Annotated in this window: 20 protein-coding genes and 1 pseudogene; 9 read left to right on the forward strand and 12 right to left on the reverse strand. The window is 72.6% G+C overall.

The window, feature by feature from the left end:
• Positions 1-9: 9 nt before the first annotated feature.
• From AB0G32_RS29955 to rocD, 3 genes are all read left to right on the forward strand, one after another.
• Positions 10-537, forward strand: coding sequence for an Lrp/AsnC family transcriptional regulator (locus AB0G32_RS29955; protein WP_361170094.1), 528 nt, complete (start codon positions 10-12; stop codon positions 535-537).
• Positions 538-663: 126 nt separating this feature from the next.
• A complete protein-coding gene (gene ddaH, locus AB0G32_RS29960) occupies positions 664-1,476 on the forward strand; it encodes a dimethylargininase (RefSeq protein WP_361170097.1) in 813 nt (270 codons plus the stop codon).
• Positions 1,473-2,702, forward strand: coding sequence for an ornithine--oxo-acid transaminase (gene rocD / locus AB0G32_RS29965; protein WP_361170100.1), 1,230 nt, complete (start codon positions 1,473-1,475; stop codon positions 2,700-2,702). The genes ddaH and rocD overlap by 4 nt, the downstream gene beginning before the upstream one ends.
• Here rocD and AB0G32_RS29970 read toward each other — a convergent pair.
• The gene (locus tag AB0G32_RS29970; protein WP_361170103.1) at positions 2,635-3,150 is read right to left on the reverse strand and encodes an RpiB/LacA/LacB family sugar-phosphate isomerase; all 516 of its coding nucleotides are present in this window, start codon (positions 3,148-3,150) and stop codon (positions 2,635-2,637) included. The two genes, rocD and AB0G32_RS29970, sit on opposite strands and share 68 nt — an antisense overlap.
• 118 nt (positions 3,151-3,268) lie before the next feature.
• Here AB0G32_RS29970 and AB0G32_RS29975 point away from each other — a divergent pair, with 118 nt between their 5' ends.
• A complete protein-coding gene (locus tag AB0G32_RS29975; protein WP_361170106.1) occupies positions 3,269-4,789 on the forward strand; it encodes an MFS transporter in 1,521 nt (506 codons plus the stop codon).
• A 257-nt stretch (positions 4,790-5,046) separates the two neighbouring features.
• Positions 5,047-6,333, forward strand: coding sequence for a cation:proton antiporter (locus tag AB0G32_RS29980; RefSeq protein WP_361170109.1), 1,287 nt, complete (start codon positions 5,047-5,049; stop codon positions 6,331-6,333).
• A 66-nt stretch (positions 6,334-6,399) separates the two neighbouring features.
• On the opposite strand, the pseudogene AB0G32_RS29985 reads toward AB0G32_RS29980, so the two are convergent.
• Positions 6,400-6,771 (reverse strand): annotated as a pseudogene (locus tag AB0G32_RS29985) (TetR/AcrR family transcriptional regulator); the annotation flags it as partial.
• Between AB0G32_RS29985 and AB0G32_RS29990 the strand changes: the two are divergent.
• Both AB0G32_RS29990 and AB0G32_RS29995 read left to right on the forward strand, forming a co-directional pair.
• Positions 6,763-7,662 (forward strand): SDR family NAD(P)-dependent oxidoreductase, encoded by a 900-nt coding sequence (locus AB0G32_RS29990; RefSeq protein WP_361170177.1) that lies wholly within the window; start codon positions 6,763-6,765, stop codon positions 7,660-7,662. The pseudogene AB0G32_RS29985 and the gene AB0G32_RS29990 sit on opposite strands and share 9 nt — an antisense overlap.
• Positions 7,663-7,780: 118 nt before the next feature.
• The gene (locus AB0G32_RS29995; protein ID WP_361170112.1) at positions 7,781-8,746 is read left to right on the forward strand and encodes a YihY/virulence factor BrkB family protein; all 966 of its coding nucleotides are present in this window, start codon (positions 7,781-7,783) and stop codon (positions 8,744-8,746) included.
• A 33-nt stretch (positions 8,747-8,779) separates the two neighbouring features.
• On the opposite strand, the gene AB0G32_RS30000 is transcribed toward AB0G32_RS29995, so the two are convergent.
• The 9 genes from AB0G32_RS30000 to AB0G32_RS30040 form a co-directional block, all read right to left on the reverse strand.
• On the reverse strand, positions 8,780-10,681 hold the full coding sequence (locus tag AB0G32_RS30000; RefSeq protein WP_361170115.1) for an ABC transporter ATP-binding protein: 1,902 nt from the start codon (positions 10,679-10,681) through the stop codon (positions 8,780-8,782).
• A 99-nt stretch (positions 10,682-10,780) separates the two neighbouring features.
• Positions 10,781-12,052, reverse strand: coding sequence for a beta-ketoacyl-[acyl-carrier-protein] synthase family protein (locus AB0G32_RS30005; RefSeq protein WP_361170118.1), 1,272 nt, complete (start codon positions 12,050-12,052; stop codon positions 10,781-10,783).
• Complete coding sequence (locus AB0G32_RS30010) at positions 12,049-12,306, reverse strand: phosphopantetheine-binding protein (protein WP_361170121.1); 258 nt, start codon at positions 12,304-12,306, stop codon at positions 12,049-12,051. The genes AB0G32_RS30005 and AB0G32_RS30010 overlap by 4 nt, the downstream gene beginning before the upstream one ends.
• Positions 12,307-12,404: 98 nt before the next feature.
• Positions 12,405-13,538: a 2-oxo acid dehydrogenase subunit E2 gene (locus AB0G32_RS30015; RefSeq protein WP_361170124.1), complete on the reverse strand. Its 1,134-nt coding sequence runs from the start codon at positions 13,536-13,538 to the stop codon at positions 12,405-12,407.
• On the reverse strand, positions 13,535-14,548 hold the full coding sequence (locus tag AB0G32_RS30020; RefSeq protein WP_361170127.1) for a transketolase C-terminal domain-containing protein: 1,014 nt from the start codon (positions 14,546-14,548) through the stop codon (positions 13,535-13,537). Before AB0G32_RS30020 ends, AB0G32_RS30015 begins: the two co-directional genes overlap by 4 nt.
• Positions 14,545-15,525: a thiamine pyrophosphate-dependent dehydrogenase E1 component subunit alpha gene (locus AB0G32_RS30025; protein WP_361170130.1), complete on the reverse strand. Its 981-nt coding sequence runs from the start codon at positions 15,523-15,525 to the stop codon at positions 14,545-14,547. Before AB0G32_RS30025 ends, AB0G32_RS30020 begins: the two co-directional genes overlap by 4 nt.
• A gap of 10 nt (positions 15,526-15,535) precedes the next feature.
• Positions 15,536-16,507, reverse strand: coding sequence for a ketoacyl-ACP synthase III (locus tag AB0G32_RS30030; protein WP_361170133.1), 972 nt, complete (start codon positions 16,505-16,507; stop codon positions 15,536-15,538).
• Positions 16,507-16,779, reverse strand: a complete 273-nt coding sequence (locus AB0G32_RS30035) for an acyl carrier protein (RefSeq protein ID WP_361170136.1) — start codon at positions 16,777-16,779, stop codon at positions 16,507-16,509. Before AB0G32_RS30035 ends, AB0G32_RS30030 begins: the two co-directional genes overlap by 1 nt.
• Before the next feature lie 60 nt (positions 16,780-16,839).
• On the reverse strand, positions 16,840-17,952 hold the full coding sequence (locus AB0G32_RS30040; RefSeq protein ID WP_361170139.1) for a thioester reductase domain-containing protein: 1,113 nt from the start codon (positions 17,950-17,952) through the stop codon (positions 16,840-16,842).
• A gap of 279 nt (positions 17,953-18,231) precedes the next feature.
• On the opposite strand from AB0G32_RS30040, the gene AB0G32_RS30045 reads away from it, so the two are divergent.
• Both AB0G32_RS30045 and AB0G32_RS30050 read left to right on the forward strand, forming a co-directional pair.
• The gene (locus tag AB0G32_RS30045; protein ID WP_361170142.1) at positions 18,232-18,954 is read left to right on the forward strand and encodes a lysophospholipid acyltransferase family protein; all 723 of its coding nucleotides are present in this window, start codon (positions 18,232-18,234) and stop codon (positions 18,952-18,954) included.
• 62 nt (positions 18,955-19,016) lie between these two features.
• The gene (locus tag AB0G32_RS30050; RefSeq protein ID WP_361170145.1) at positions 19,017-20,054 is read left to right on the forward strand and encodes an NAD-dependent epimerase/dehydratase family protein; all 1,038 of its coding nucleotides are present in this window, start codon (positions 19,017-19,019) and stop codon (positions 20,052-20,054) included.
• A 45-nt stretch (positions 20,055-20,099) separates the two neighbouring features.
• Here the strand turns inward: AB0G32_RS30050 and AB0G32_RS30055 are convergent, their stop codons facing one another.
• The gene (locus tag AB0G32_RS30055) at positions 20,100-21,707 is read right to left on the reverse strand and encodes an alpha/beta hydrolase (protein ID WP_361170148.1); all 1,608 of its coding nucleotides are present in this window, start codon (positions 21,705-21,707) and stop codon (positions 20,100-20,102) included.
• Positions 21,708-21,757 lie beyond the last annotated feature (50 nt).

The raw sequence follows: 21,757 nt of genomic DNA on the forward strand, positions 1-21,757 counted from the left end.
AGTGCCCGCATGAACAGCAGGCCGACCTCCTTCGACGAGCTGGACCGGAAGATCGTGACCGCGCTGATGGCCAACGCCCGGTCGTCCTTCGCCGAGATCGGCGCGGGGATCGGGCTGTCGGCGACGGCGGTCAAGCGCCGGGTGGACCGGCTGCGGGAGACCGGTGTGATCACCGGGTTCACGGCCACCGTGCGGCCGGCCGCGCTGGGCTGGCGGACGGAGGCGTACGTGGAGGTGTACTGCGAGGGGGCGGCGCCGCCGCGGCGGCTGGCGGAGGTGGTGCGCAACCATCCGGAGATCACCGCGGCGATGACGGTGACCGGGGGCGCGGACGCGTTGCTGCATGTGCGGGCGCGGGACGTGGAGCACTTCGAGGAGGTGCTGGAGCGGATCAGGGTGGAGCCGTTCATCCGGAAGACGATCAGTGTGATGGTGCTGTCGCATCTGCTGCCGGAGAGTCCGGAGGCCGGGGCCAGTCATCCGGTGCCGGAGCCGGTCGCGGGACCGGGCGCGGGGCACGCAGCGGAACTGCGCTGAACCACAGGACGACGCATGATTGCTGCGCGAACACGCAGCTTTCGTTGCTTGTCGGGCGTCTCTGTCTTTTCTTACCGTGGTGATACGTCCCGTCACCCCCTGTGAGCGAAGCGGAGGGCCACCGCCGTGTCCGAATCCCGTGTGCCGCGCAGGCGGCGTTTCCTGGTCTGCGAGCCCCGGCACTTCGCGGTGCGGTACGCGATCAATCCGTGGATGCGCACCGACCGGCCGGTGGACGTGCTGCGCGCCCTGGACCAGTGGCAGGCGCTGGTCGACGCGTACCGCCGCCGCGGCCACACCGTCGACCGGGTCGCGCCGGTGCCCGGCCTGCCCGACATGGTGTTCGCGGCGAACGCGGCGGTGATGGTCGGCGGCCGGGTGCTCGGCTCCCGCTTCCTGGCGCCCGAGCGGCGCGCCGAGTCGCTGCCGTACGAGGCGTGGTTCAAGGCGCGGGGTTACGACGTGCGGCATCCGGAGTCGGTGTGCGAGGGCGAGGGCGATCTGACGCCGGCCGGGCGGTGGATGCTGGCCGGCACGGGGTTCCGTACGGCGCCCGAGGCGCACCGGGAGGCGCAGGAGTTCTTCGGGGTGCCGGTGATCTCGCTGACCCTGGTGGACCCGTACTTCTACCACCTGGACACGGCGCTGTTCGTCCTCGACGAGGAGAACGTGGCGTACTACCCGCAGGCGTTCAGTCCGGGCAGCCGGGAGGTGCTCGCCCGGCTCTACCCGGACGCGGTGCTCGCGACCCGCGAGGACGCGCTCGCGTTCGGCCTCAATTCCGTGTCCGACGGACGGCATGTGTTCCTCTCACCGGGGGCGACCGCCCTCGCCGGCCGGCTCGCCGAGCGCGGCTATGTCCCTGTCCCCGTCGACCTGTCCGAGTTCCACAAGGCGGGCGGCGGCATCAAGTGCGTCACTCAGGAGATCCGCTCATGACCACGACCGCGCACCCCCGTACGTCCGCCGAGCTGATCCGCGCCGAGCAGCCGGTGCTCGCGCACAACTACCATCCGCTGCCGGTGGTCGTCGCCCGCGCCGAGGGCGTCTGGATGGAGGACGTCGAGGGCCGCCGCTACCTGGACCTGCTGGCCGGCTACTCGGCGCTGAACTTCGGCCACCGCCACCCGGCGCTGGTCGCCGCCGCGCACCGCCAGCTGGACCGGCTCACCCTCACCTCGCGCGCCTTCCACAACGACCGGCTCGCCCTGTTCGCCGAGCGGCTGGCCGCGCTGACCGGCATGGACATGGTGCTGCCGATGAACACCGGCGCGGAGGCGGTGGAGAGCGGCATCAAGGTGGCCCGCAAGTGGGCCTACGACGTGAAGGGCGTCCCGGCCGACAAGGCGACGATCGTGGTCGCGGCGGACAACTTCCACGGCCGTACGACCACGATCGTGAGCTTCTCCACGGACGAGACGGCACGGGCCGGGTTCGGGCCGTTCACGCCCGGGTTCCGGATCGTGCCGTACAACGACCTGGCGGCGCTTCGGGCGGCGGTCGACGAGACGACGGCGGCGGTGCTGATCGAGCCGATCCAGGGCGAGGCGGGGGTGCTGATCCCGGACGACGGCTATCTGGCCGGGGTGCGGGAGGTGACCCGGCGGGCGGGCTGCCTCTTCGTCGCGGACGAGATCCAGTCGGGCCTGGGCCGCACCGGGCACACCCTGGCCGTGCGGCACGAGGCGGTGATGCCGGACCTGGTGCTGCTCGGCAAGGCGCTGGGCGGCGGGATCGTGCCGGTGTCGGCGGTGGCGGGGCGGCGGGAGGTGCTCGGGGTGCTGCGTCCCGGCGAGCACGGCTCGACGTTCGGCGGCAATCCGCTGGCCGCGGCGGTCGGCACGGCGGTGGTGGAACTGCTGGAGACGGGCGAGTACCAGCGCCGGGCGGCCGAGCTGGGCGTACTGCTGCGGGACGGGCTGGCGGCGCTGGTCGGGCGGGGCGTGGTGGACTTCCGCGCGCGGGGGCTGTGGGCGGGCGTCGACGTCGACCCGGCCCTGGGCACCGGCCGGGAGATCAGCGAGCGGCTGATGCGGGAGGGGGTCCTGGTCAAGGACACCCACGGCTCGACGATCCGGCTGGCGCCGCCGCTGACGATCACCGCGGAGGAGCTGCGGGGGGCGCTGGGGGCGCTGGCGAAGGTGTTGGGGGCATCGCGCCGCTGACCTGGCGGGTGGTGTCGAGGCCGGTGACGTGGGTGATGTTGGCGCGGTCCTCGGCGTCCTCGCTGGGCTCGGCGGTGAACCAGGCGTCGAGGATCTCCGTCAGCAGCGGGCCCGAGGTCAGCCGCAGGCTGAGGGCCAGGACGTTGGCGTCGTTCCAGCGGCGGGCGCCGTCGGCCGTGTACGCGTCCGCGCACAAGGCCGCGCGCACCCCCGGCACCTTGTTCGCGGCGATCGACGCGCCGGTGCCGGTCCAGCAGCACACCACCGCCTGGTCGGCGCTGCCCGCGGCGACCTCGCGCGCCGCCCGCTCCGAGCATGTCGCCCACTGCGGGTCGGCCCCGGGGCGCAGCGCGCCGTGCGGCAGCACCTCGTGGCCCCGGCCGCGCAGCTCCTCCACCAGGAGGCGGGCGACGGGTTCGTCCATGTCCGAGGAAACGGCGATCCGCATGTCCCGCAGCCTAATCGGTGATCCATCCGACACCGACCCGTACGAGTGAGTCCGGCATTTTGTGGCAGGTGCTGTTGGAAAGCATGTGTACGCGCATAAGTTCCATGTTTGGAGCGGTATGCCCCTGGAAAGGAACGCAGCCACGTCTTCCACCGGCAACGGGCCCGTGCCCGATTCAGCGGCGGTCAAGCGTCACCCGGCCCTCTTCCGTGCCATCAGACGCAGGCAGCAGCCCCGGCTGCGCCGGTCGGACATCACGGTGACGGACGAGCGGGCGGTCAAGCGGGCGGTGAAGGCCGCCGCGCTCGGCAACGCCATGGAGTGGTTCGACTTCGGCATCTACGCGTATCTGGCCGGCACCATCGGCCGGGTCTTCTTCCCGTCCGGCAGTGAGACCGCGCAGTTGCTGTCCTCCTTCGCCACGTTCGCGGTCGCCTTCCTGGTGCGGCCGGTCGGCGGCATGGTGTTCGGGCCGATGGGCGACAAGATCGGCCGCAAGAAGGTCCTCGCGCTGACGATGATCCTGATGGCGATCGGCACCTGCGCGATCGGGCTGCTGCCGACGTACGCCGCGGTCGGCTTCTGGTCGCCGCTGCTGCTGATCCTGTTCCGGCTGCTCCAGGGCTTCTCCACCGGCGGCGAGTACGGCGGCGCGTCCACGTTCATCGCGGAGTACGCCCCCGACAAGCGGCGCGGCTTCTTCGGCAGCTTCCTGGAGCTGGGCACGCTGGCCGGGTACACCGGCGCGGCGTCCTTGGTGACCGCGCTCACCGCGGGGCTCGGCGCGGACACGATGGACGCCTGGGGCTGGCGCGTGCCGTTCCTGGTCGCCGGGCCGCTCGGGGTCGTCGGCCTCTATCTGCGGATGCGGCTGGACGACACCCCCGCCTTCCTCAAGCTGGAGCAGGGGAACGTGCACGTCTCGGACGCGGCGAACGCGGTGGAGACCACCGCCCGGGGCGACCTCGCGAAGATCTTCCGGCAGCACTGGCGGATGCTGGTGCTGTGCGTCGCCCTGGTCGGCGCCTACAACATCACCGACTACATGCTGCTGTCGTACATGCCGACGTATCTCTCGGACGAGCTGCACTACAGCGAGACGCACGGGCTGCTGATCCTCGTCGTCACCATGGTCGTACTCATGCTGATCATCAACCAGGTGGGCCGGATCTCGGACCGGTACGGCCGCAAGCCGGTGCTGATGACCGGCATGCTGGGCTTCTTCGTGCTGTCCGCCCCGGCGTTCCTGCTGGTGCGGCAGGGCGGTCCGGTCGCCGTCTCGGCCGGGATGCTGATGCTCGGCCTGTCGCTGGTCTGTCTGCTGGGCACGATGTCGGCGGCGCTGCCGGCGATGTTCCCCACCTCGGTGCGCTACGGCTCCCTGTCGGTCGGCTACAACCTGTCGACGTCGCTGTTCGGCGGCACCACTCCGCTGGTCATCACCGCGCTGATCGGCGCGACCGGCTCGGAGATGATGCCGGCCTACTACGCGATGGCGGCGGCCCTGGTCGGGGTGGTGGCGGTGGCCTGTATGAAGGAGACCGCGCGACAGCCGCTGGAGGGTTCGCCGCCGTCGGTGCAGAGCGCGGCGGAGGCGGCGGCCATCGTGGCGGAGCGGGCTCCGGCCCCGCGGTTCTGACGCGGTCCCGCGGTTTCGCCGGGTGCGACAACGCGCCGACGGTACTGGCCGGGGCGGCGCGAGCCGCAGCCGCAGCCGCAGCCGCAGCCGCGGGGTGGCGCTAGCCGAACGTCCGCACAGCCGTCAACAGCGTCCGCACGGACGTATGCCCGGCCTTTTCCGGCCAATCGCGATGATCTGCACGCAGCGGCGGAATGCCTTCTCTGGGATCCCCCAGCGCCCTCGCGGACCGCGACGGACGGACGGAGACGGACCGTATGACGACGGAACAGACCACCTCGCTACTCGTCGGCCTCGCCCTCATGGTGCTGCTGGCCCGGCTGCTCGGCGCGCTGGCCCGGCGCCTGGGCCAGCCCCCGGTGATCGGCGAGGTCCTCGCCGGCATCCTGCTCGGCCCGACCCTCTTCCACGGGGCGCTCTCGGACGCGCTCTTCCCCGGCTCCACCCGCCCGCTGCTCAGCGCGCTGGCCGCGGTCGGGGTCGCCGTCTTCATGTTCGTCGTCGGCCTGGACTGGGACGCGGCACTGATCCGGGGCAGCGGCGCCATCGCCCCCGCCGTCTCCCTGAGTTCGATCGTGCTGCCCTTCGGCCTGGGCGCGGCGCTGGGTCTCTATCTGCTGGACGAGCACGGCACGGGCGACCGGACGGCGTTCATGCTCTTCATGGGCATCTCGATGTCCATCACCGCGTTCCCGGTGCTGGCCCGGATCCTCACCGACCGGGGCATGGTCCGTACCCCGCTGGGCGTGGTGGCGCTGGCCTGCGCCTCGATCGACGACGTCCTCGCCTGGTCGCTGCTGGCCGCCGTCGTCGCCGTCAGCGGCGCCGCGGGCCCCGACCAGTGGCGGATCCTGCTCGCCGTCCCCTACCTGCTCGCCATGCTGTTCGTACTGCGGCCCGCGCTGCGCCGGCTGGCCGCCCGCGGCGCCGGACTCAGGCTCACCCCGACCGTGTTCGCCGGTGTCCTCGTCGGCCTGCTGCTGTCCGCCGCCGCCACCGAGTGGCTGGGCCTGCACTACATCTTCGGCGCGTTCCTGTTCGGTGTGGTCCTGCCGCGCTCCGGCACCCAGCAGCTGAGGCACGAGGTGCACGACCGCCTCGGGCAGATGAGCGGCACCCTGCTGCTGCCGGTGTTCTTCCTGGTCGCCGGCCTTCAGGTGGACCTGTCCGGGGTCGGCCTGGGCGGGCTCGGCGACCTGGCGCTGATCCTGCTGGTGGCCGTGGGCGGGAAGTTCGCCGGCGCGTACGTCGCGGCCCGGCTGAGCCGGATGCCGGTACGGCAGTCCGCCGCGCTGGCCACGCTGATGAACACCCGCGGCCTCACCGAACTCATCGTCCTGAACGTGGGGCTCCAACTGGGCTTCATCGGGCAGGACCTGTACTCGCTGATGGTGGTCATGGCCGTGGTGACGACCGCGATGGCGGGCCCGTTGCTGACCTGGCTGCTCGGCACGCGGACCGGTCCCGAGCCGGCCGGCCCGGCCGCCGGCGCCCCCGCGAAACCGGCCGGCAAGGCGCTCGAGGCCGACGGCACCGGCGGGTGAACGCCCGCCCCGGCCGCTCGTCCCGTCTCGAAGACCGCCGGCGAGCCGCCGTGCCGCCGCCGGTCCTCACCGATCGGTGAAACCCCGCAGGAGGGCGGTGAGCACCCGGCACAGGCGCGGTCCGACCTGCACGACGGCGTGCGCGAGGCGCGGATCGCTCCGGTAGAGCTCCTGGATGTGCGGGCCCGGGGTCGCCATCTGCCACAGGGCGCCCGCCATGCCGGTGGCCGTGGCGATGGTGTCGACGGCCTGCTCCTCGGTCAGCCCGAGCAGTCTGCCCAGGTGCGCGCCGATGTGCTCGACCTCCGCCAGGGTGACGAGCTTGAAGGCGCGCACCGACTCCACCGACACGTTCCGTTCGAGGTTGAGGGGCGCCTGGGCCAGCAGGTCGCAGAAGAGCGGCCGCGCCGTCAGCGTGCCGGCGAACGCCTGCGCGACGGCCGGTGGCGCCCCGTCCGCCGGCGCCGTCCGCAGGCGCGGGGGTCCTCGCGCGGCCTCGGCCGGGCCCTGGTCACCGCCGCGCTCGACGCGGGGCACCTGACCGTCGCCACGGCGCGGCGCCCGGAGCAGCTCGGCGGCCTGGTGGCGCGGTACGGCGAGCGGGTCCTGCCGGTCGCCCTGGATGTCACCGACGCGGCGGGCGCGCGGGCCGCCGTGGCGGCGGCGGTCGACCGGTTCGGACGTATCGACGTCCTGGTCAACAACGCCGGGTACGCGAACGTGTCGCCGGTGGAGACCACGGACGACGACGACTTCCGTACCCAGTTCGAGACGAACTTCTGGGGCGTCTACCACGTGACAAGGGCGGCCCTCCCGGTGCTGCGCGCCCAGCGCGGCGGGACGGTCGTCCAGGTCTCCTCGGTCGGCGGCCGGGTGGGCGGATCGCCCGGCATCGCCTCCTACCAGGCGGCCAAGTTCGCCGTCGACGGCTTCAGCCGGGCGCTGGCGGTGGAGACCGCGCCGTTCGGGGTGCGGGTCATGGTCGTCGAGCCCAGCGGTTTCGCCACCGACTGGGCCGGGGCGTCGATGACGGTGCGGCCGGTGCCCGCCGCGTACGAGGAGACCGTCGGCCTGATGAACCGCCGGATGCGGCAGAGCGACGCCGGGGCCGCCGGTGATCCACGGCGGGCCGCGCGGATCGTGGTCGAGGCGGCCGGGCGGGAGGTGCCGCCGTCCCATCTGCTGCTGGGCGTCAACGCCGTGGAGATGGCGACGGCGTATTCCCGGCGGCAGCTCGCGCAGGCCGCCGCCTGGGAGAAGGTCAGTCGCTCGGCCGACTTCGCCGAGCCCTGCCCGGCGCCGTTCCCGCCCGACGAGGCCGCGGCGTAGGCCGGCCCGGCCCGCGGTCCGGCGCCCGGGATGACCGGGCCGAACGCGGGCAGTCGGGACGGACCGGAACACGTCACGCGGCCGCCCGCAGGGTCCGCCGCGAGGAGGGGTGGGCGCCGTGGGCACGGCCGTACACGTCCCGCAGACCAGGGACATGCGGGGGGAGGAACTGTCGGGCGACGAGGCGTTCACCGCGCTGCGGCACTACGGCGGCCTGCGGCTGCTGACCGACTCCTTCGCGCGGTTCCGCTACGCGGACGGGTTCACCAACGCGCGGGCGCTCGCCTTCCAGGTGGTGCTCGGACTGGTGCCGTTCACGGTCGCCCTGGTGGGCCTCGCGACCGGCGCGCACACCGAGACGGTGGGCCGCGTCGTCGAACTGACCCTGGGCCGGATCGTGCCGGGCGCCAGCGGCGATGTCGTCGCGGACGCCTTCGAGCGGACCCGGCTCAGCGCCCACGGCGGCGCGTGGAGCACGCTCGCCCTCTGGCTGGGGCTGGGCTTCGCGCTGCTGAACCTCGCCTCGGCCATGGGCCAGATCGAACGCGGCGCCAACCGCATCTACGGCATCGAACGCGACCGGCCGCTCCCCCTCAAGTACGCCCGGGCGCTGACCCTCGCGGTCACCGCGGGGATGCCGATGGTGCTCGGGTTCGTCGTCCTGGTGGCGGGCGAGGCGGTGGGGGACGCGGTGATGCGGGCCACCGGCCGGGCGGGCGGTGTGCCGGGCTGGTGGAGCGTGCTGGAGGTGCCGACCGGGCTGGCGCTGGCCTGGATCGCCTCCGCGGTGATCTTCCGCTGGTCGCCCCGCCGGGTGCAGCCCGGCTACACCTGGCTGGCCCTGGGCTCCGCCCTCCAGATCCTCCTGTGGGTGACGGCGACCTGGCTGCTGGCGCTGTACGTCGAGGAGAGCGGTTCCTTCGGCGCCCTGTACGGGCCGCTGACCGCGTTCGTCGCGCTGCTGCTGTGGGCCAACCTCACCGCCGTGGCCCTGTTCTTCGGCATCGCGTTCGCCGCCCAGTTGGAGGCGGCCCGCGCGGGCCTCGACTCCCCCGTCCACCCGGACCCGGGGCCGGGCGGCTGACCGGCGGACCACGTCCGGCGCCGGCCCGGTGGGTCACGGCCGGGTGGCGCCGGACCGGTCCGGCGCGGGCGCGGGCGGGCCGGCCGGGCCCGGCAGTCCGGAAAGGCCGTCGGCCGGGGCGTTCGGCCCCGGTGCCGGCTCGTCGTTCTCCGCGAGGAAACCGCCGGACTGGTGCTGCCACAGCTTGGCGTAGGCACCGTCCAGGGCCAGCAGCTTCTCGTGGCTGCCCTGCTCGATCACCCGGCCGCGGTCCAGGACGACGAGCCGGTCCATGCCCGCGACCGTGCTCAGCCGGTGGGCGACGACGAGGGCCGTACGCCCCTCCATCAGCCGCCACAGGGCGTCCTGGACCAGGATCTCGCTCTCCGAGTCCAGCGCGCTGGTCGCCTCGTCGAGCAGCAGGACGGGGGCGTCGCGCAGGATGGCGCGGGCCAGGGCGACCCGCTGGCGCTGGCCGCCGGAGAGCTTCACGCCCCGCTCCCCCACCAGGGTGGCGAAGCCGTCGGGGAGCTGGTCGGCGAACTCCGTGACGTGCGCGGCCTGTGCCGCCGCCCGGATCTCCGCGTCGGTGGCGTCGGGGCGGGCGAAGGCGATGTTGTCGCGCAGGCTGCGGTGGAACATGGCGGGTTCCTGGGGGACGTAGGCGATCAGTGAGCGCAGGTCGCTCTGGCGCAGCGCGCTGATGTCCTGGCCGCCGATCAGGATGCGTCCGGCGTCGAGGTCGGACATTCGCAGCAGCAGCCGGGTGAGGGTGGTCTTGCCGCCGCCGGACCTGCCGACCAGGCCGATCCGCGCCCCGCCGGGCACGTCCAGGTCCAGGCCCTGGAAGATCGGCTTCGCACCGGCGTGCGCGAAGGTCACCGCCTCGAAGCGGATGCCGGTGCCGCGCGGCGCGAGCGGTTCGGGGGCCGCCGCGTCGAGCACCGTGGGCGGGTCCAGGAGCAGCTCGGTGAACTGCGCGGCCTCGGTCATGGAGTTCTCCAGCCGCCGGTAGATCTGGTTGAACTCGAACATGATCTGGGTGGCGTTGGAGTAGTAGGTGAAGGCGACCACGATCTCCTCCACGCCGAGGCCCGGGCCGCCGAGGGCGATGGCGACGAACAGGCCCAGCACGTTGGTCAGCACGGACATCGGCGCGACCAGGACGTCGACGCGCAGATTGCCGTAGTCCCACGACTTGAGGGTCAGGCGCCGGGAGTCCGCGACCCGGCGGCGGTGTTCGTCGGCCTCCCGGCGCTCCGCCGCGAAGGCCCGGATGGTCTCCATGTTGCCCAGGCTGTCGGCGACGTGCCCGGAGACCCGGGCGATCGCCGCCTCGCGGTCGTTGACGAGCGCCTGCCGGCGCCGGATCAGCGGCGTCGCGGCCAGCACGGTCAGCGCGATCATCACCAGCAGGCCGACGACGAGCATCGGTTCGTAGCGCCACAGCACCACGGCGCCGAACACCAGGGGGACCAGACTGCCCACGATCCGGTACGTCAGCGTGTCGACGAAGTCCTCGAAGCGCTTGCCGAAGCTGAGCACCCGCTTGGTCAGGGACCCGGCGAAGTTGTCGTGGAAGAACGCCGCGTCCTTGGCGAGGAGTTCATCCATACCGGTGACGTACAGGTGTTCCATGCCGAGGGCGTCCACTCGGTTCAGACAGTGCTGCCCGATCCGCCACACGGCCTCGGCGAGCAGCAGCGTCACGCCGAAACCCAGCACGTACGGCAGTGCCGACGCGAGGGTGAGACCGTGGTCGCCGGCCGCCTGCCCCGCCAGTTTGGCGATGAGCAGGGGGGCGACGTAGCGGATGCCGATGTTGCCGACGGCGGGCAGCAGCAGGGCGGGCAGGGTCAGCCGGCGCAGTCGCAGCAGTTCCCTGCCGTAGTGGCGCAGTGCCAGCAGCACCGCGCTCCTGCCCGGCGTCGGCGCGCGCGTATCTGTTGTTCCCATCACACTCCCGAGAGTCAGGACTCGGAAGTCTTCCGGCGGGAGCGGCCGCCGGTCCAGGCATTTACGGCGGACCGTCCAGAACCGGACAGACCGTTGACGCTAGGCCCGGCCGGCGTGCTCCGGAGCCGGTTCCGGTTCGGTCGTACAGCTTCTGAAGGCGAGTACGGCGTTGTGGCCGCCGAATCCGAAGGAATGGCTCAGCGCCAGGTCGATGGTCTGGGCCCGGCTGGTGCCGGCCACGGCGTTGATCTCGGCGTCCCCTTCCTGGTGTTCGAGGTTGGCCACCGGAGGCACCCGGCCGTGCGCCACGGACAGGGCGGTGATCGCCGCCTCGACGGCTCCGGCGGCGCCCAGCAGATGACCGAGGGTGCCCTTGACGGAGGTAACGGAGGGCTGCTGGGGGAAGAGCCGGCGGATCAGGCGGGCTTCGGCGGCGTCGTTCAGCGGGGTGCTGGTGCCGTGCGCGTTGACGTGCTGGACGTCCCCGGGGCGGGCGCCGGCGTCGTCCAGGGCGCGCTGTACGGCAAGGGCCGCGCCCTTGCCGTCGGGGTCGGGCGCCACGGCGTGGTGGGCGTCGGAGGAGGCGCCGTAGCCCGCCAGCAGGGCGTAGCCGGGGCGGCCGCGGGCCTTTGCGGCGGTCGCCGGTTCCAGGACCAGCGCTGCCGCGCCCTCCGCCATGACGAAGCCGTCCCGGGCGGTGTCGAAGGGCCGGGAGGCGGCCCCCGGGGCGTCGCCGCGCCGGGACAGGGCGCCCATCCGGTCGAATCCGGTGACCCACAGAGGCTGCACGACCGCGTCGGAGGCCCCGGCGACGGCGATGTCGCAGGCTCCGGAGCGCAGGAGTTGCAGGGCGGTTCCGATGGCGGTGGCGCCGGAGGCGCAGGCGGTGACCGTGCACAGCGCCGGGCCGCGGGCGCGCAGGTGGATGGTGAGTTGTCCGGTGGCCATGTTGGGCAGGAACATCGGCAGCAGCAGCGGGGAGACCCGGGCCGTACCGCTGTCGATCAGTTTGCGGTGCTGTTCCAGCATGGTGCCGGTGCCGCCCGCCGAGCTGCCGAAGACCACCGCGACGCGGTCGCCGTCCCAGTCGGCCGGGTCCAGTCCGGCGTCCGTGACCGCTTCCAGGGCGGCGCAGAGGGCGAACTGGGTGAACCGGTCGTACTGCCAGGGCCGGGAGCCGGGGACGTGACCGCGCGGGGAGAAGTCGGGTACGAGGCAGCCGAAGTCGACCGGAAGACCTTTGAGTTCGGGGATGTGCCGGGCTGTGGGGCGGCCCGCGCACACCCCCTCCCAGCTGGCCTCGCGGCCGGTGCCCGCCGGAGTGACCAGGCCGATTCCGGTGACGGCGACATCGGGCCGGGCGCCGCTCATTCCTTGACGGCCTGGGCGATGAGGTCGGCCACGCCGGCCAGCGTGAGGTCCGGATCGGCTTCGCCGTCCTCCAGCTCGATGCCGAGTTCCTCGGTGAGGACGACGAAGAGCTCCACCACGGCGAGCGAGTCGAGGTCCAGCTGCTCGAAGGTCGCGGTGGGGACGATGGCCTCGCGCGGCACTTCGAACTTCTCGTTGAGGACCGAGGCGAGCAGGTCGTAGGCGCGGCTGTGGGGGGTCGTGTCGGTGGTCATGCCAGTGGTGTCCTTTCCGGCGGGCGATACCCCGTGGTGGGTCGCCGCGGTGGTGGGTCGGGCCGGGTGGGAGGGCGGCTGCCCGGATGGGTCCGGCCTCAGCCGAGCGCCGCCGGTGCCTCCAGTTCCTCCTTCAGGTCCTTGAGGAAGGCCATCGCGTCCCCGCCGTTGACCACCCGGTGGTCGTAGACCAGACCGAGGTGCGCGAACCGGCGGGCGCGCGGCGTGCCCGCCGCGTCCAGTACCACCTGGTCGTCGACGGCGCCGACGGAGACCACGCAGGTCTGGCCGGGGAAGACGATGGGGGTGGCCAGGATCAGGCCCTCGGTGGTGTGGGGGGCGACCATGATGTTGGCCCCGGCCAGTTCGGCGGCCTGGAACGTGCCGCGGAACGCCTTGCTCCGGAAGCCGGTCAGGATGTCGGCGATCCGGTCGCTGTCCAGTTGGGCGGCGTCGTGCACCACCGGGGTGTACAGGCCCCTGCCCGCGTCCATGGTGACGCCCACATGGGCCCGCTCGGCCTCGCGCACCGCGTCGTCGTCGGTGAGCGCGGCGAACATCAGCGGATGCCCGGCCAGCCGGCGGGCCACCGCCTTGACCAGCAGCACGGGCAGGGAGACGAAACTTCCCGTGCGCTCGGACAGCCGCCGGGCCAGTTCCTCCGCCGGCCCGGCGTCGACCTTGGCGTAGGCGGCCGCGGCCGGGACGGTACGCATCGACTCGGTCACCACCGCCCCCACCGCCCGCTGCCGCTTGGACAGCCGGCGCTGCGGGGCCGGGGACGCCGGAGCGGCTCGCCGCACCAGGCCCTCGACGTCGGCCGTACGGATCACCGTGCGGCCGAGACCGCGCAGCTCGGTGTCGGACAGGCCGTGCCGGTCGGCGAGCGCACGGGCCGCCCTGGTGATGTTCGGCTCCGTGATGTCCGGCTCCGCCCCGGCCGAGGGTGGTTGCGCCGCCTGGGCGGCCGACGCCGCGCGATAGGAGTCGCGCTCCTCGGCCGACTCGAAGAGGTAGGCGATCACCTGCCCCGGTGTGCAGTCCTGGCCGCTGTCGACCAGCACGTGCAGGATTCCGGGGCCGGTGCTCTCGATCTCCTCGCTGGCCTTGGACGTCTCCACGACCGCCAGCGGCTGCTCGCCCTTGATGTTGCTGCCGTCCGGGACGAGCCACTCGACCAGGGTGTAGCTGGAGTCGTTGGTGTTGAGCGTGGGCAGTTCGATGCCGATCACTTCGTTGCCTCCATGACCGCGCGGTGGATGGTGGACGACTGGGGCAACACCTCGTGCTCCAGGTGTGCCGCGGTCGGGACGATGCTCGGCTCGGCGCTCAGCAGCAGCACCGGGCGGGCCAGCCGGCCCCACAGCTGCTCGTGGAGCCGCTGGGCGAGCAGCTCGCCCCAGGTCCCGTCGGCCGTGCCGTCCTCCACGACACAGATCCGCTCGGCCCGGGACAGCACCGGGAGCAGTGCCTTGCTGTCGAAGGGGTAGAGCTGGGAGGGCACCAGGAGTTCGCAGGTGATCTCCTCTTCGAGGAGCAGCGTGCGCAGGGCGGCGACGGCCCGCTCGGTGAGCCCGCCCGGGGCCAGGACGATCCAGTCCGGGGCGCCGCAGTCCGGCGCGAACACCCGGGCGGTCTCGCTGGGGTCGGCCAGCACCTCGTAGCGGAAGAGGTCGTCCACGACGCCGCCCTCGTACATCGGGCGGGTGTAGAGCACCTTGTCCTCGAAGAGCACTCCGGGCTGCGCACGGTCGAGCATCGCGGTCAGCACCCGGTGGCTGTCGTGGAACGGGGACGCCTCCCGGATCTGGAGGTCGGGGATGCCGAGGAAGTGTTTCTGGAGGCTCTGGCTGTGGGTCGGGCCGTACCCCCGGTTCCCGCCGGTGGGGCAGCGGACGACCATGCTCATCGGCACCCTGCGGCCGTACATCGACACCGATTTGGCGGCGAAGTTCAGCAACGGGTCGAAGGCCAGCGCGGCGAAGTCGGAGAACATCATCTCGACCACGGACCGGTTGCCGGCCAGCGCCAGGCCCGCGCCCACGCCCGCGATGCCGCCCTCGCTGAGCGGTGAGGAGAGCACCTGCCGGGGGTAGCGGTCGGAGAGTCCACGGGTCACCTTGAACGCGCCGCCGTAGGGGTCGGCGACGTCCTCGCCGATCACATAGGTGTTCGGATCGTCGCCGAGGAGGGCGTGCAGTGCCCTGTTCAGGTTCTCGGCCACTCGCTCGCGGCGGGTCATCGCGCCTCCCAGCGTGACGCCGGACGCGCCCCGACCTCGCGCACCACGGCGGCGACGGCCTGCGCCTGCGCGTGATCGGCGGCGGCGAACTGTTCGGGGTGGTGCTGTCGGTAGCGGCGGTACCAGTCGTGGGCCGCCGCCCGGTCCCGGACCTCGGCGGGGCGGGTGTCGTCCCCCTTGCTGTGCGGGCCCACCCGGTGGGTGACGCACTCCACCACGTAGGGCTGGTGCCGGTCGCGGACCCGGTCGACCACGGGCGCGAGGGCGTCGCGTACTTCCGTGACGTCCACGGAGTCGACGCGCAGGTGGCCGACGCCGAAGGCCGCGGCCCGGGCCCCGATGGTGCCGGCCAGCTGCCGTTCGGTCGGGGTGGACTGCGCGATGCCGTTGTGCTCCACCACGACGAGCACGGGGACCTGCCACAGCTGTGCCATGTTGAGCGCCTCGTACACCGCGCCCTCGCCCCAGGTGCCGTCACCGATGTGGACCACCGCGATCCGGCCCGGCTCGGCCCGCTTGAGGTGCAGGCCGACGCCCACGGCGACGGGCAGGCTCTGGCCCTGTACGCCGGTCGACAGATAGCGGTCGCGGTAGATGTGCTGGCTGCCGCCGACTCCGTGGCAGACGGCGCCCGCCCGCCCCATGATCTCCGCCAGCAGGCCGTGCGGGTCGTGGAAGCGGGCCAGGTAGTGGCCGTGGCCGCGGTGGTTGCTGAAGACGTAGTCGCCGTCGTCCAGCAGGGGGTAGAGCGCGACGGGCACGTACTCCTGGCCGAGACAGGTGTGCGTGGTGCCGTGCAGCCGGCCCTGGGAGAACAGGTCGAGCAGGGCCAGCTCGAAGTGGCGGATCAGCAGGAGGGTGTCGAGGTCGGGGCCGGACAGCCGGGACAACGGACGGTCCACGACACCGGCGTCGGGTCCGGGGTCGAGTGCGGTGACGGGTGCCAGGTCGACCGCGGACCGGGACGGGGCGTTCATGAGTTGCTCCTCAAGGAAGTTCGACCACCTGGGCGCACCAGGTCAGCCCGGCGCCGAAGCCCAGCAGCAGCGCCTTGTCGCCGGGCTGCGCGGTGCCCGTGGCGAGCAGTCGCTCCAGGGCCAGCGGGATCGACGCCGAACTGGTGTTGCCGTCGGTGACGATGCTGCGGGCGACCGCCACCCGCGGGGGCAGCCGCAGCCTGCGGACCATCAGGTCGATCAGCCGCCCGTTGCACTGGTGCGGCACGAAGGCGCGGACGTCGTCCCAGGTGAGCTCGGCCGCGTCGAGCGCGGCCCGGGCCACCTGCGGCATCCGTGAACCGAACCAGCGGATCACCCGGGTGCCGTCCATGTGCAGGTACGAGGAGTGCTCGGCGCCGGGTTTCGGTGGGGCGCCGGTCATCCAGGGTGCGCCGACGCCGTGGGTTCCCCAGACGGCCGGGCTGATCCCGCCGTGCTCCGCGGCGCTCACCACCGCGGCCCCGGCGGCGTCGCCGAAGATCATGACGGTCTCGCAGTCGGTGGGATCGGTGATGTCGCTCAGCCGCTCGGCGGCCACGACCAGGACCTGCCGCGCCTGTCCGGCCGCGATGAGTCCCGAGGCCAGCGCCAGCCCGTAACTGAAGCCGGCGCAGCCGCCGTCGAGGTCGAACCCGCCGGCCCGGGTGGCACCGATGCGGTGGGCGAGACTCGCGGCCCGGCAGGCTTCCTGGCCGACACTGCTGGCGGAGGAGAACAGGACACAGTCCACGGCGTCGGAGGCCAGGCCCGCGTGGGCCAGGGCCTTGTCCGCCGCCTGCGCGGCCATCTCGACGAAGGTGTCGTCGGGGCCTGCCTTCAGCCGGGTGCGGATGCCGGTGATCTGCTCGATCCAGCCCGCTTCGCGGCCGAACCTGGTGTCGAGTTCGGCGCTGGTGAGCAGACCGCCGGGGCGGTAGACACCGATGCCCGTCAGTCGCCCCGCGCTCCGGGTCGGTTCCATCAGCGGGCTCCGTCCGCGGTGGCGACGGCTGCCTGCTGGTTGACGTAGTCGAGAGTCCGCCGGACGGTGCGCAGGTCGTGCACCGCCTCGTCCGGGATGGGAACGCCGTAGCGCTCCTGGATCTGCTCGGCCAGCTCGATGACGGCCATCGAGTCGAACCCCAAGGAGGTGAACGGCGCGTCGGCGGGCTGCTCCGCGACCGCCTTGGCCGCGTCGGCGCCGGCGATCTCGGCCACCATCGCCACCAAGTCTTCCAGGGTGAAAAGGGACATGCGGAACTCCAGCGTGATAGGTGGAGGGAGGTGCGCGTACGGAAAGGGACTACGGGCAGGTCACCGGGCGGGCAGCGCGCCCACCGCGTCGCGGCCCAGGAAGTCGAGCAGCCGGCGGAAGTAGGCGGCGTCCAGCACCGGCGGGGTGCGGTGCGCGGGCACCGCGACGAGGGGGTCGCCGGCCTCCTGCCCCTGGGCCGGCATCATCTGCCGGAGCGTCTCGACGGCCAGCCGCAGGGTGCTGCGCGGGACCTCGTCCCCCAAGTCGCGCAGCCGCTCCAGCCAGGTGTCGAACGCGACGATCGGGAGGTCGACGCCCGCCTCCGCGAAGCCCTGGAAGTACGCCGTGAAGGGCAGCGGCCGCGGATCGACCACGTGGTACACCTGTCCTTCGGCCCGGCGGCTCAGGGACAGGTCGACGATGGCGCGGCTGGTGAAGTCGACGGTGCCGACCGGCAGCAGGCCGGGGTGGTCGGGGGCGCAGCCGGCCCGGATGCTCGCCCTCGTCAGGTGGACGAACCAGTCCGACCTGCCCACCAGGCCGGTGCGCGAGTCCGCCAGGATCACCCCGGGCCGGTGCACCATCGTGGGCAGGCCGCGGTCCGCGGCCTGCGCGACCAACCGCTCCGCGACCTGCTTGGTGGCGCAGTAGCCGGAGACGGTGCCGGCGCCCTGGGCCGCCGTGAGCACGCCCATCGTCGAGATGTAATGCACGGGAATTCGGCGGGACCGGGTGGCCAGGCGCAGGATTTCCTGGGTCCCCGTCACATTGCAGCCGCGCAGAATCTGGTAACCCGCCAGGAGATTGACCCACGCGCCGCAGTGGTAAATGACGTCGACGTCCCGCGCGAGGGCCGAGAACTCTTCTTCGGTCAGTCCGAACCGGGGCTTCGCCAGGCTGCCGAGCACGACATCGACCCGCGACATCCAGTGCTCCGGCACACCCCGGTCGCGTAACTGGGCCGCGAGCCGCTCCTCGGCCGATCCGGCCGACTCCGCCCGCACCAGGCAGTGGATCCGGGCATCGGACGCCGCGAGCAGGTCGGTGAGCAGGAAACCACCCAGAAAACCCGTGGCGCCGGTCAGCAGAATTCTTCTGGGCGGCCCTTCGGGGACATCGGCCAAGGACGACGCGTCGATCTCCGCCGGAAGTCGCGCGTCGGAATCCTGCATGGAAGAACAACTGGCCATTCCTACACCGCATTTCGCCACAGAGAAGATCCGGTCCTGCTCTGAATCCTCCCCACACCTCACGCGCTTTACTAGGGGCATCACCCACCAGTGGGACTAAGGGGTCGCACCGACGACGCCAGAAACACGGCGCACACGGCGCACCCCAGACTCCTCTTCAGAAGATCCCACAAATGCGCCGACCGCCCGGCGGACGACGGGTCGCCACCGGTCCGGGCACCTGACAAACTGTCAGTCGCCGCGCAGAGTAGGAGCTGAGCCGTGTTCTACCACCTGCTCAAACACGTACTGCTGGGACCACTGCTGAGACTCGTCTTCCGGCCCCGGATCGAGGGCCTGGACCAGGTGCCGACGTCGGGGGCGGCCATCGTGGCCGGCAACCACCTGTCGTTCTCGGACCACTTCCTGATGCCCGCCGTGCTCAGGCGCCGGATCACCTTCCTCGCCAAGGCCGAGTACTTCACCGGCCCCGGCCTGAAGGGCCGGCTGACCGCGGCCTTCTTCCGCAGCGCCGGGCAGATCCCGGTCGACCGCTCCGGCAAGGAGGCGGGCCGGGCCGCGGTCCGCGAGGGGCTCGGCGTGCTGGGCCGCGACGAACTGCTCGGCATCTATCCCGAGGGCACCCGCTCGCACGACGGACGGCTCTACAAGGGCAAGGTCGGGGTCGCGGTGATGGCGCTGACCGCGGGGGTGCCGGTGGTGCCGTGCGCCATGATCGGCACCTTCGAGGCGCAGCCGCCGGGCCGGCGGCTGCCCCGCGTCCGCCCGATCACCATCCGCTTCGGCGCGCCCCTGGACTTCTCCCGCTACGCCGGTCTGGAGCACGAGAAGACGGTGCTGCGGGCCGTCACCGACGAGATCATGTACGCGATCCTGGCGCTGTCCGGTCAGGAGTACGTCGACCGGTACGCCGCCGAGGTCAAGGCCGAGGCGGAGGAGGCGGGCGCGCGGGGGCGGCGGTTTCCCCGGATGCCGCTCGGTTAGCCGCGCTCTGCCGTCGGCAGACAGCGCTGACGCGGCGGCCCCGGTCCGCCTACCGTCCCGGTATGACACGAGCTGTAGTGGTCGGGGCGACGGGACAGATCGGGCGGCCGGTGGTGGGTGCGCTGGCCCGGGACGGCTGGGAGGTGACCGCCGTCTCGCGCGGCGGCGGGCGGGACGCCGGCTGGCCGGACGGCGTACGCGTGGTGCGGGCGGACCGGGAGGACGACGGCGCGCTGGCCGCGGCGGTCGGCGACGGCTGCGACGTGCTGGTGGACACGGTGGCGTTCGGGCCGGCGCACGCACGGCAGCTGACCTCACTGGCCGGGCGGATCGGCGCGGCGGTGGTGGTCTCCAGCGTGTCGGTGTACGAGGACGACAAGGGCCGCGGCTTCGACACCCAGGAGGAGCCCGGCGGCTTCCCCGAGTATCCGGTGCCGCTCACCGAGGAGCAGCGCACCGTCCGCCCGGGAGACGCCACCTACAGCACCCGCAAGGTGGCGCTGGAGCGCGAACTGCTCTCCGCGGGCGACCGGTTGCCGGTGACGCTGGTGCGGGCGGGCGCGGTGCACGGGCCGTACTGCCGTTCGCCGCGCGAGCTGTACTTCGTCAAGCGCAACCTGGACGGGCGGCGCCGCCGCGTCCTGGCCCACCGGGGTGCGAGCCGGTTCCATCCGGCGGGGGTGCGCAACATCGCCGAGCTGATCCGGCTGGCCGCCGCCCGGCCGGGCAGCCGGGTGCTGAACGCGGTGGACCCGGACGCGCCGACGGTGGCCGAGATCGCCGCGGCGATCGACGCCGTGATGGGCGTGGAGGTGGCGGACGTCCTGGTGGACGGCGGGCCGCCCGCGCCCGGGGTGGGCGACACGCCCTGGTCGGTGCCGGCGCCGGTGGTGTGCGACATGACGGCGGCGCGGCGGGAACTGGGCTACCGCCCGGTGACCCGGTACGCCGAGACGCTGCCGGAGACCGTCGCGTTCATCACGGAGCGGCTGGCCGCGGAACCGGACTGGCGGGTGGCGTACCCGAAGATGGTCCAGGCGCACGGGGACCTCTTCGACTACCCGGCGGAGGACGTCTGGCTGGCGGGGCACCGGGCATGAGAAAGGGGCGGCCGGTGCGGACCGGCCGCCCCTGACCCGGACGGGTTACGGCTTCGGCGTGGCGTGCGGGGCGCAGGTCACGTCCCGGGCGTCCACCTTTCCGGTGAGCAGATAGGTGTCGACGCGGTCGTTGACGCACGGGTTGGTCAGCCCGGTGACGCCGTGCGAACCGGCGTCCCGCTCGGTGATCAGCCGCGAGCCCTTGAACCGCTGGTGCAGTTCGACGGCGCCCTCGTACGGCGTGGCCGCGTCCCGCTCCGACTGGACGATCAGCACCGGCGGCAGGCCCTTGCCGGTCTGCACGTTCACCGGGGTGTGCTGCTTGGCCGGCCAGGTGGCGCAGGGCAGGTTCATCAAGGCGTTGGACCAGGTCAGGAACGGATAGTCCTGGTGCAGCCGGGTGTTGTCCCGGTCCCACGTCCGCCAGTCGGTGGGCCACTGGGCGTCGGCGCACTCGACGGCCGTGTAGACGGCGTTGCCGTTCTCCGCGGAGGCGTTGCCCGCGGTGTCCGACAGGTCCGGGGCGGCGGCGTCGACCAGGGCCTGGGTGTCCCCGCCGACGTACGCGCTGAACACCGAGGCTACGGACGCCCACGCGGAGTCGTAGTACGGGGCGCTCTGGAAGAAGGAGAGCAGTTCGGCCGGGCCGACCACCCCGCCGATCGGGTCCGCCTTCGCGGTGGCGCGCAGCTTCAGCCAGTGGGCCTGGACCTCGGCGCGGGTGTCGCCGAGGTGATAGGCGGCGTCGTTCTCGGCGACCCAGTCCTGCCAGTCCTGCCAGCGGGTCTCGAAGGCGACGTCCTGGTCCAGGTTGGCCTGGTACCAGATCTTCTGACGGGACGGGTTGACGACGCTGTCGACGACCATCCGGCGCACATGGCCGGGGAAGAGGGTGCCGTAGACGGCGCCCAGGTAGGTGCCGTAGGAGACGCCGAGGTAGTTGAGCTTCTTCTCGCCGAGCGCGGCGCGGATCACGTCCATGTCGCGCGCGGTGTTCGGGGTGGTCATCTGCGGCAGCATGGTGCCGCTGCGTTCGGCGCAGCCTTCGGCGTACTCGCGGGCCAGCTTGCGCTGGGCGCGCTTGTCGGCCTCGGAGTCGGGCACCGGGTCCATCTTGGGTGCCTTGACGAACTCCTGCGGGTCGACGCAGGAGATCGGGGTCGACTTGCCGACACCGCGCGGGTCGAAGCCCACGAAGTCGTACGCCTCGGCGGTCTTCGCCCAGATCGGGTTCTTGGCGGTCACCCGGGTCGGGAAGCGCAGACCGGAGCCACCGGGGCCGCCGGGGTTGTAGATGAGCGCGCCCTGGCGCTGCGCCTTCGTACCGGTGTTGCCGATGCGGTCGACGGCGAGCTTGATCTGCTTGCCGTACGGCTTCGCGTAGTCGAGCGGGACGGTGACGTAACCGCACTGGATCGGCGCGGCCAGGCCCCAGTCGGCGGGGCAGTCCTGCCAGTCGATCCCGGCCTTGGCGGCGCGGGCCGCGGCGACGGCGGCGCCGTACGCCTGGAGGTCCTGGGTGTTCCCGTGCCGGGCGGTCGCACTGGCGTTCGCCGCGGGCGCGCTGACGGCGCCGGCCGCCAGCGTCGCGGAGACCAGCACTCCGGCGGCGCCGAGCGCGGCCGTGCTCCGCTTCAGTCGTATCGTCCTCAAGTGGACCCTCCCCGTACATCTTTGCGATGGGTACCGGGATCCTCCCGGCT

Source organism: Streptomyces sp. NPDC023723 (assembly GCF_040639815.1).
GTDB lineage: Bacteria > Actinomycetota > Actinomycetes > Streptomycetales > Streptomycetaceae > Streptomyces.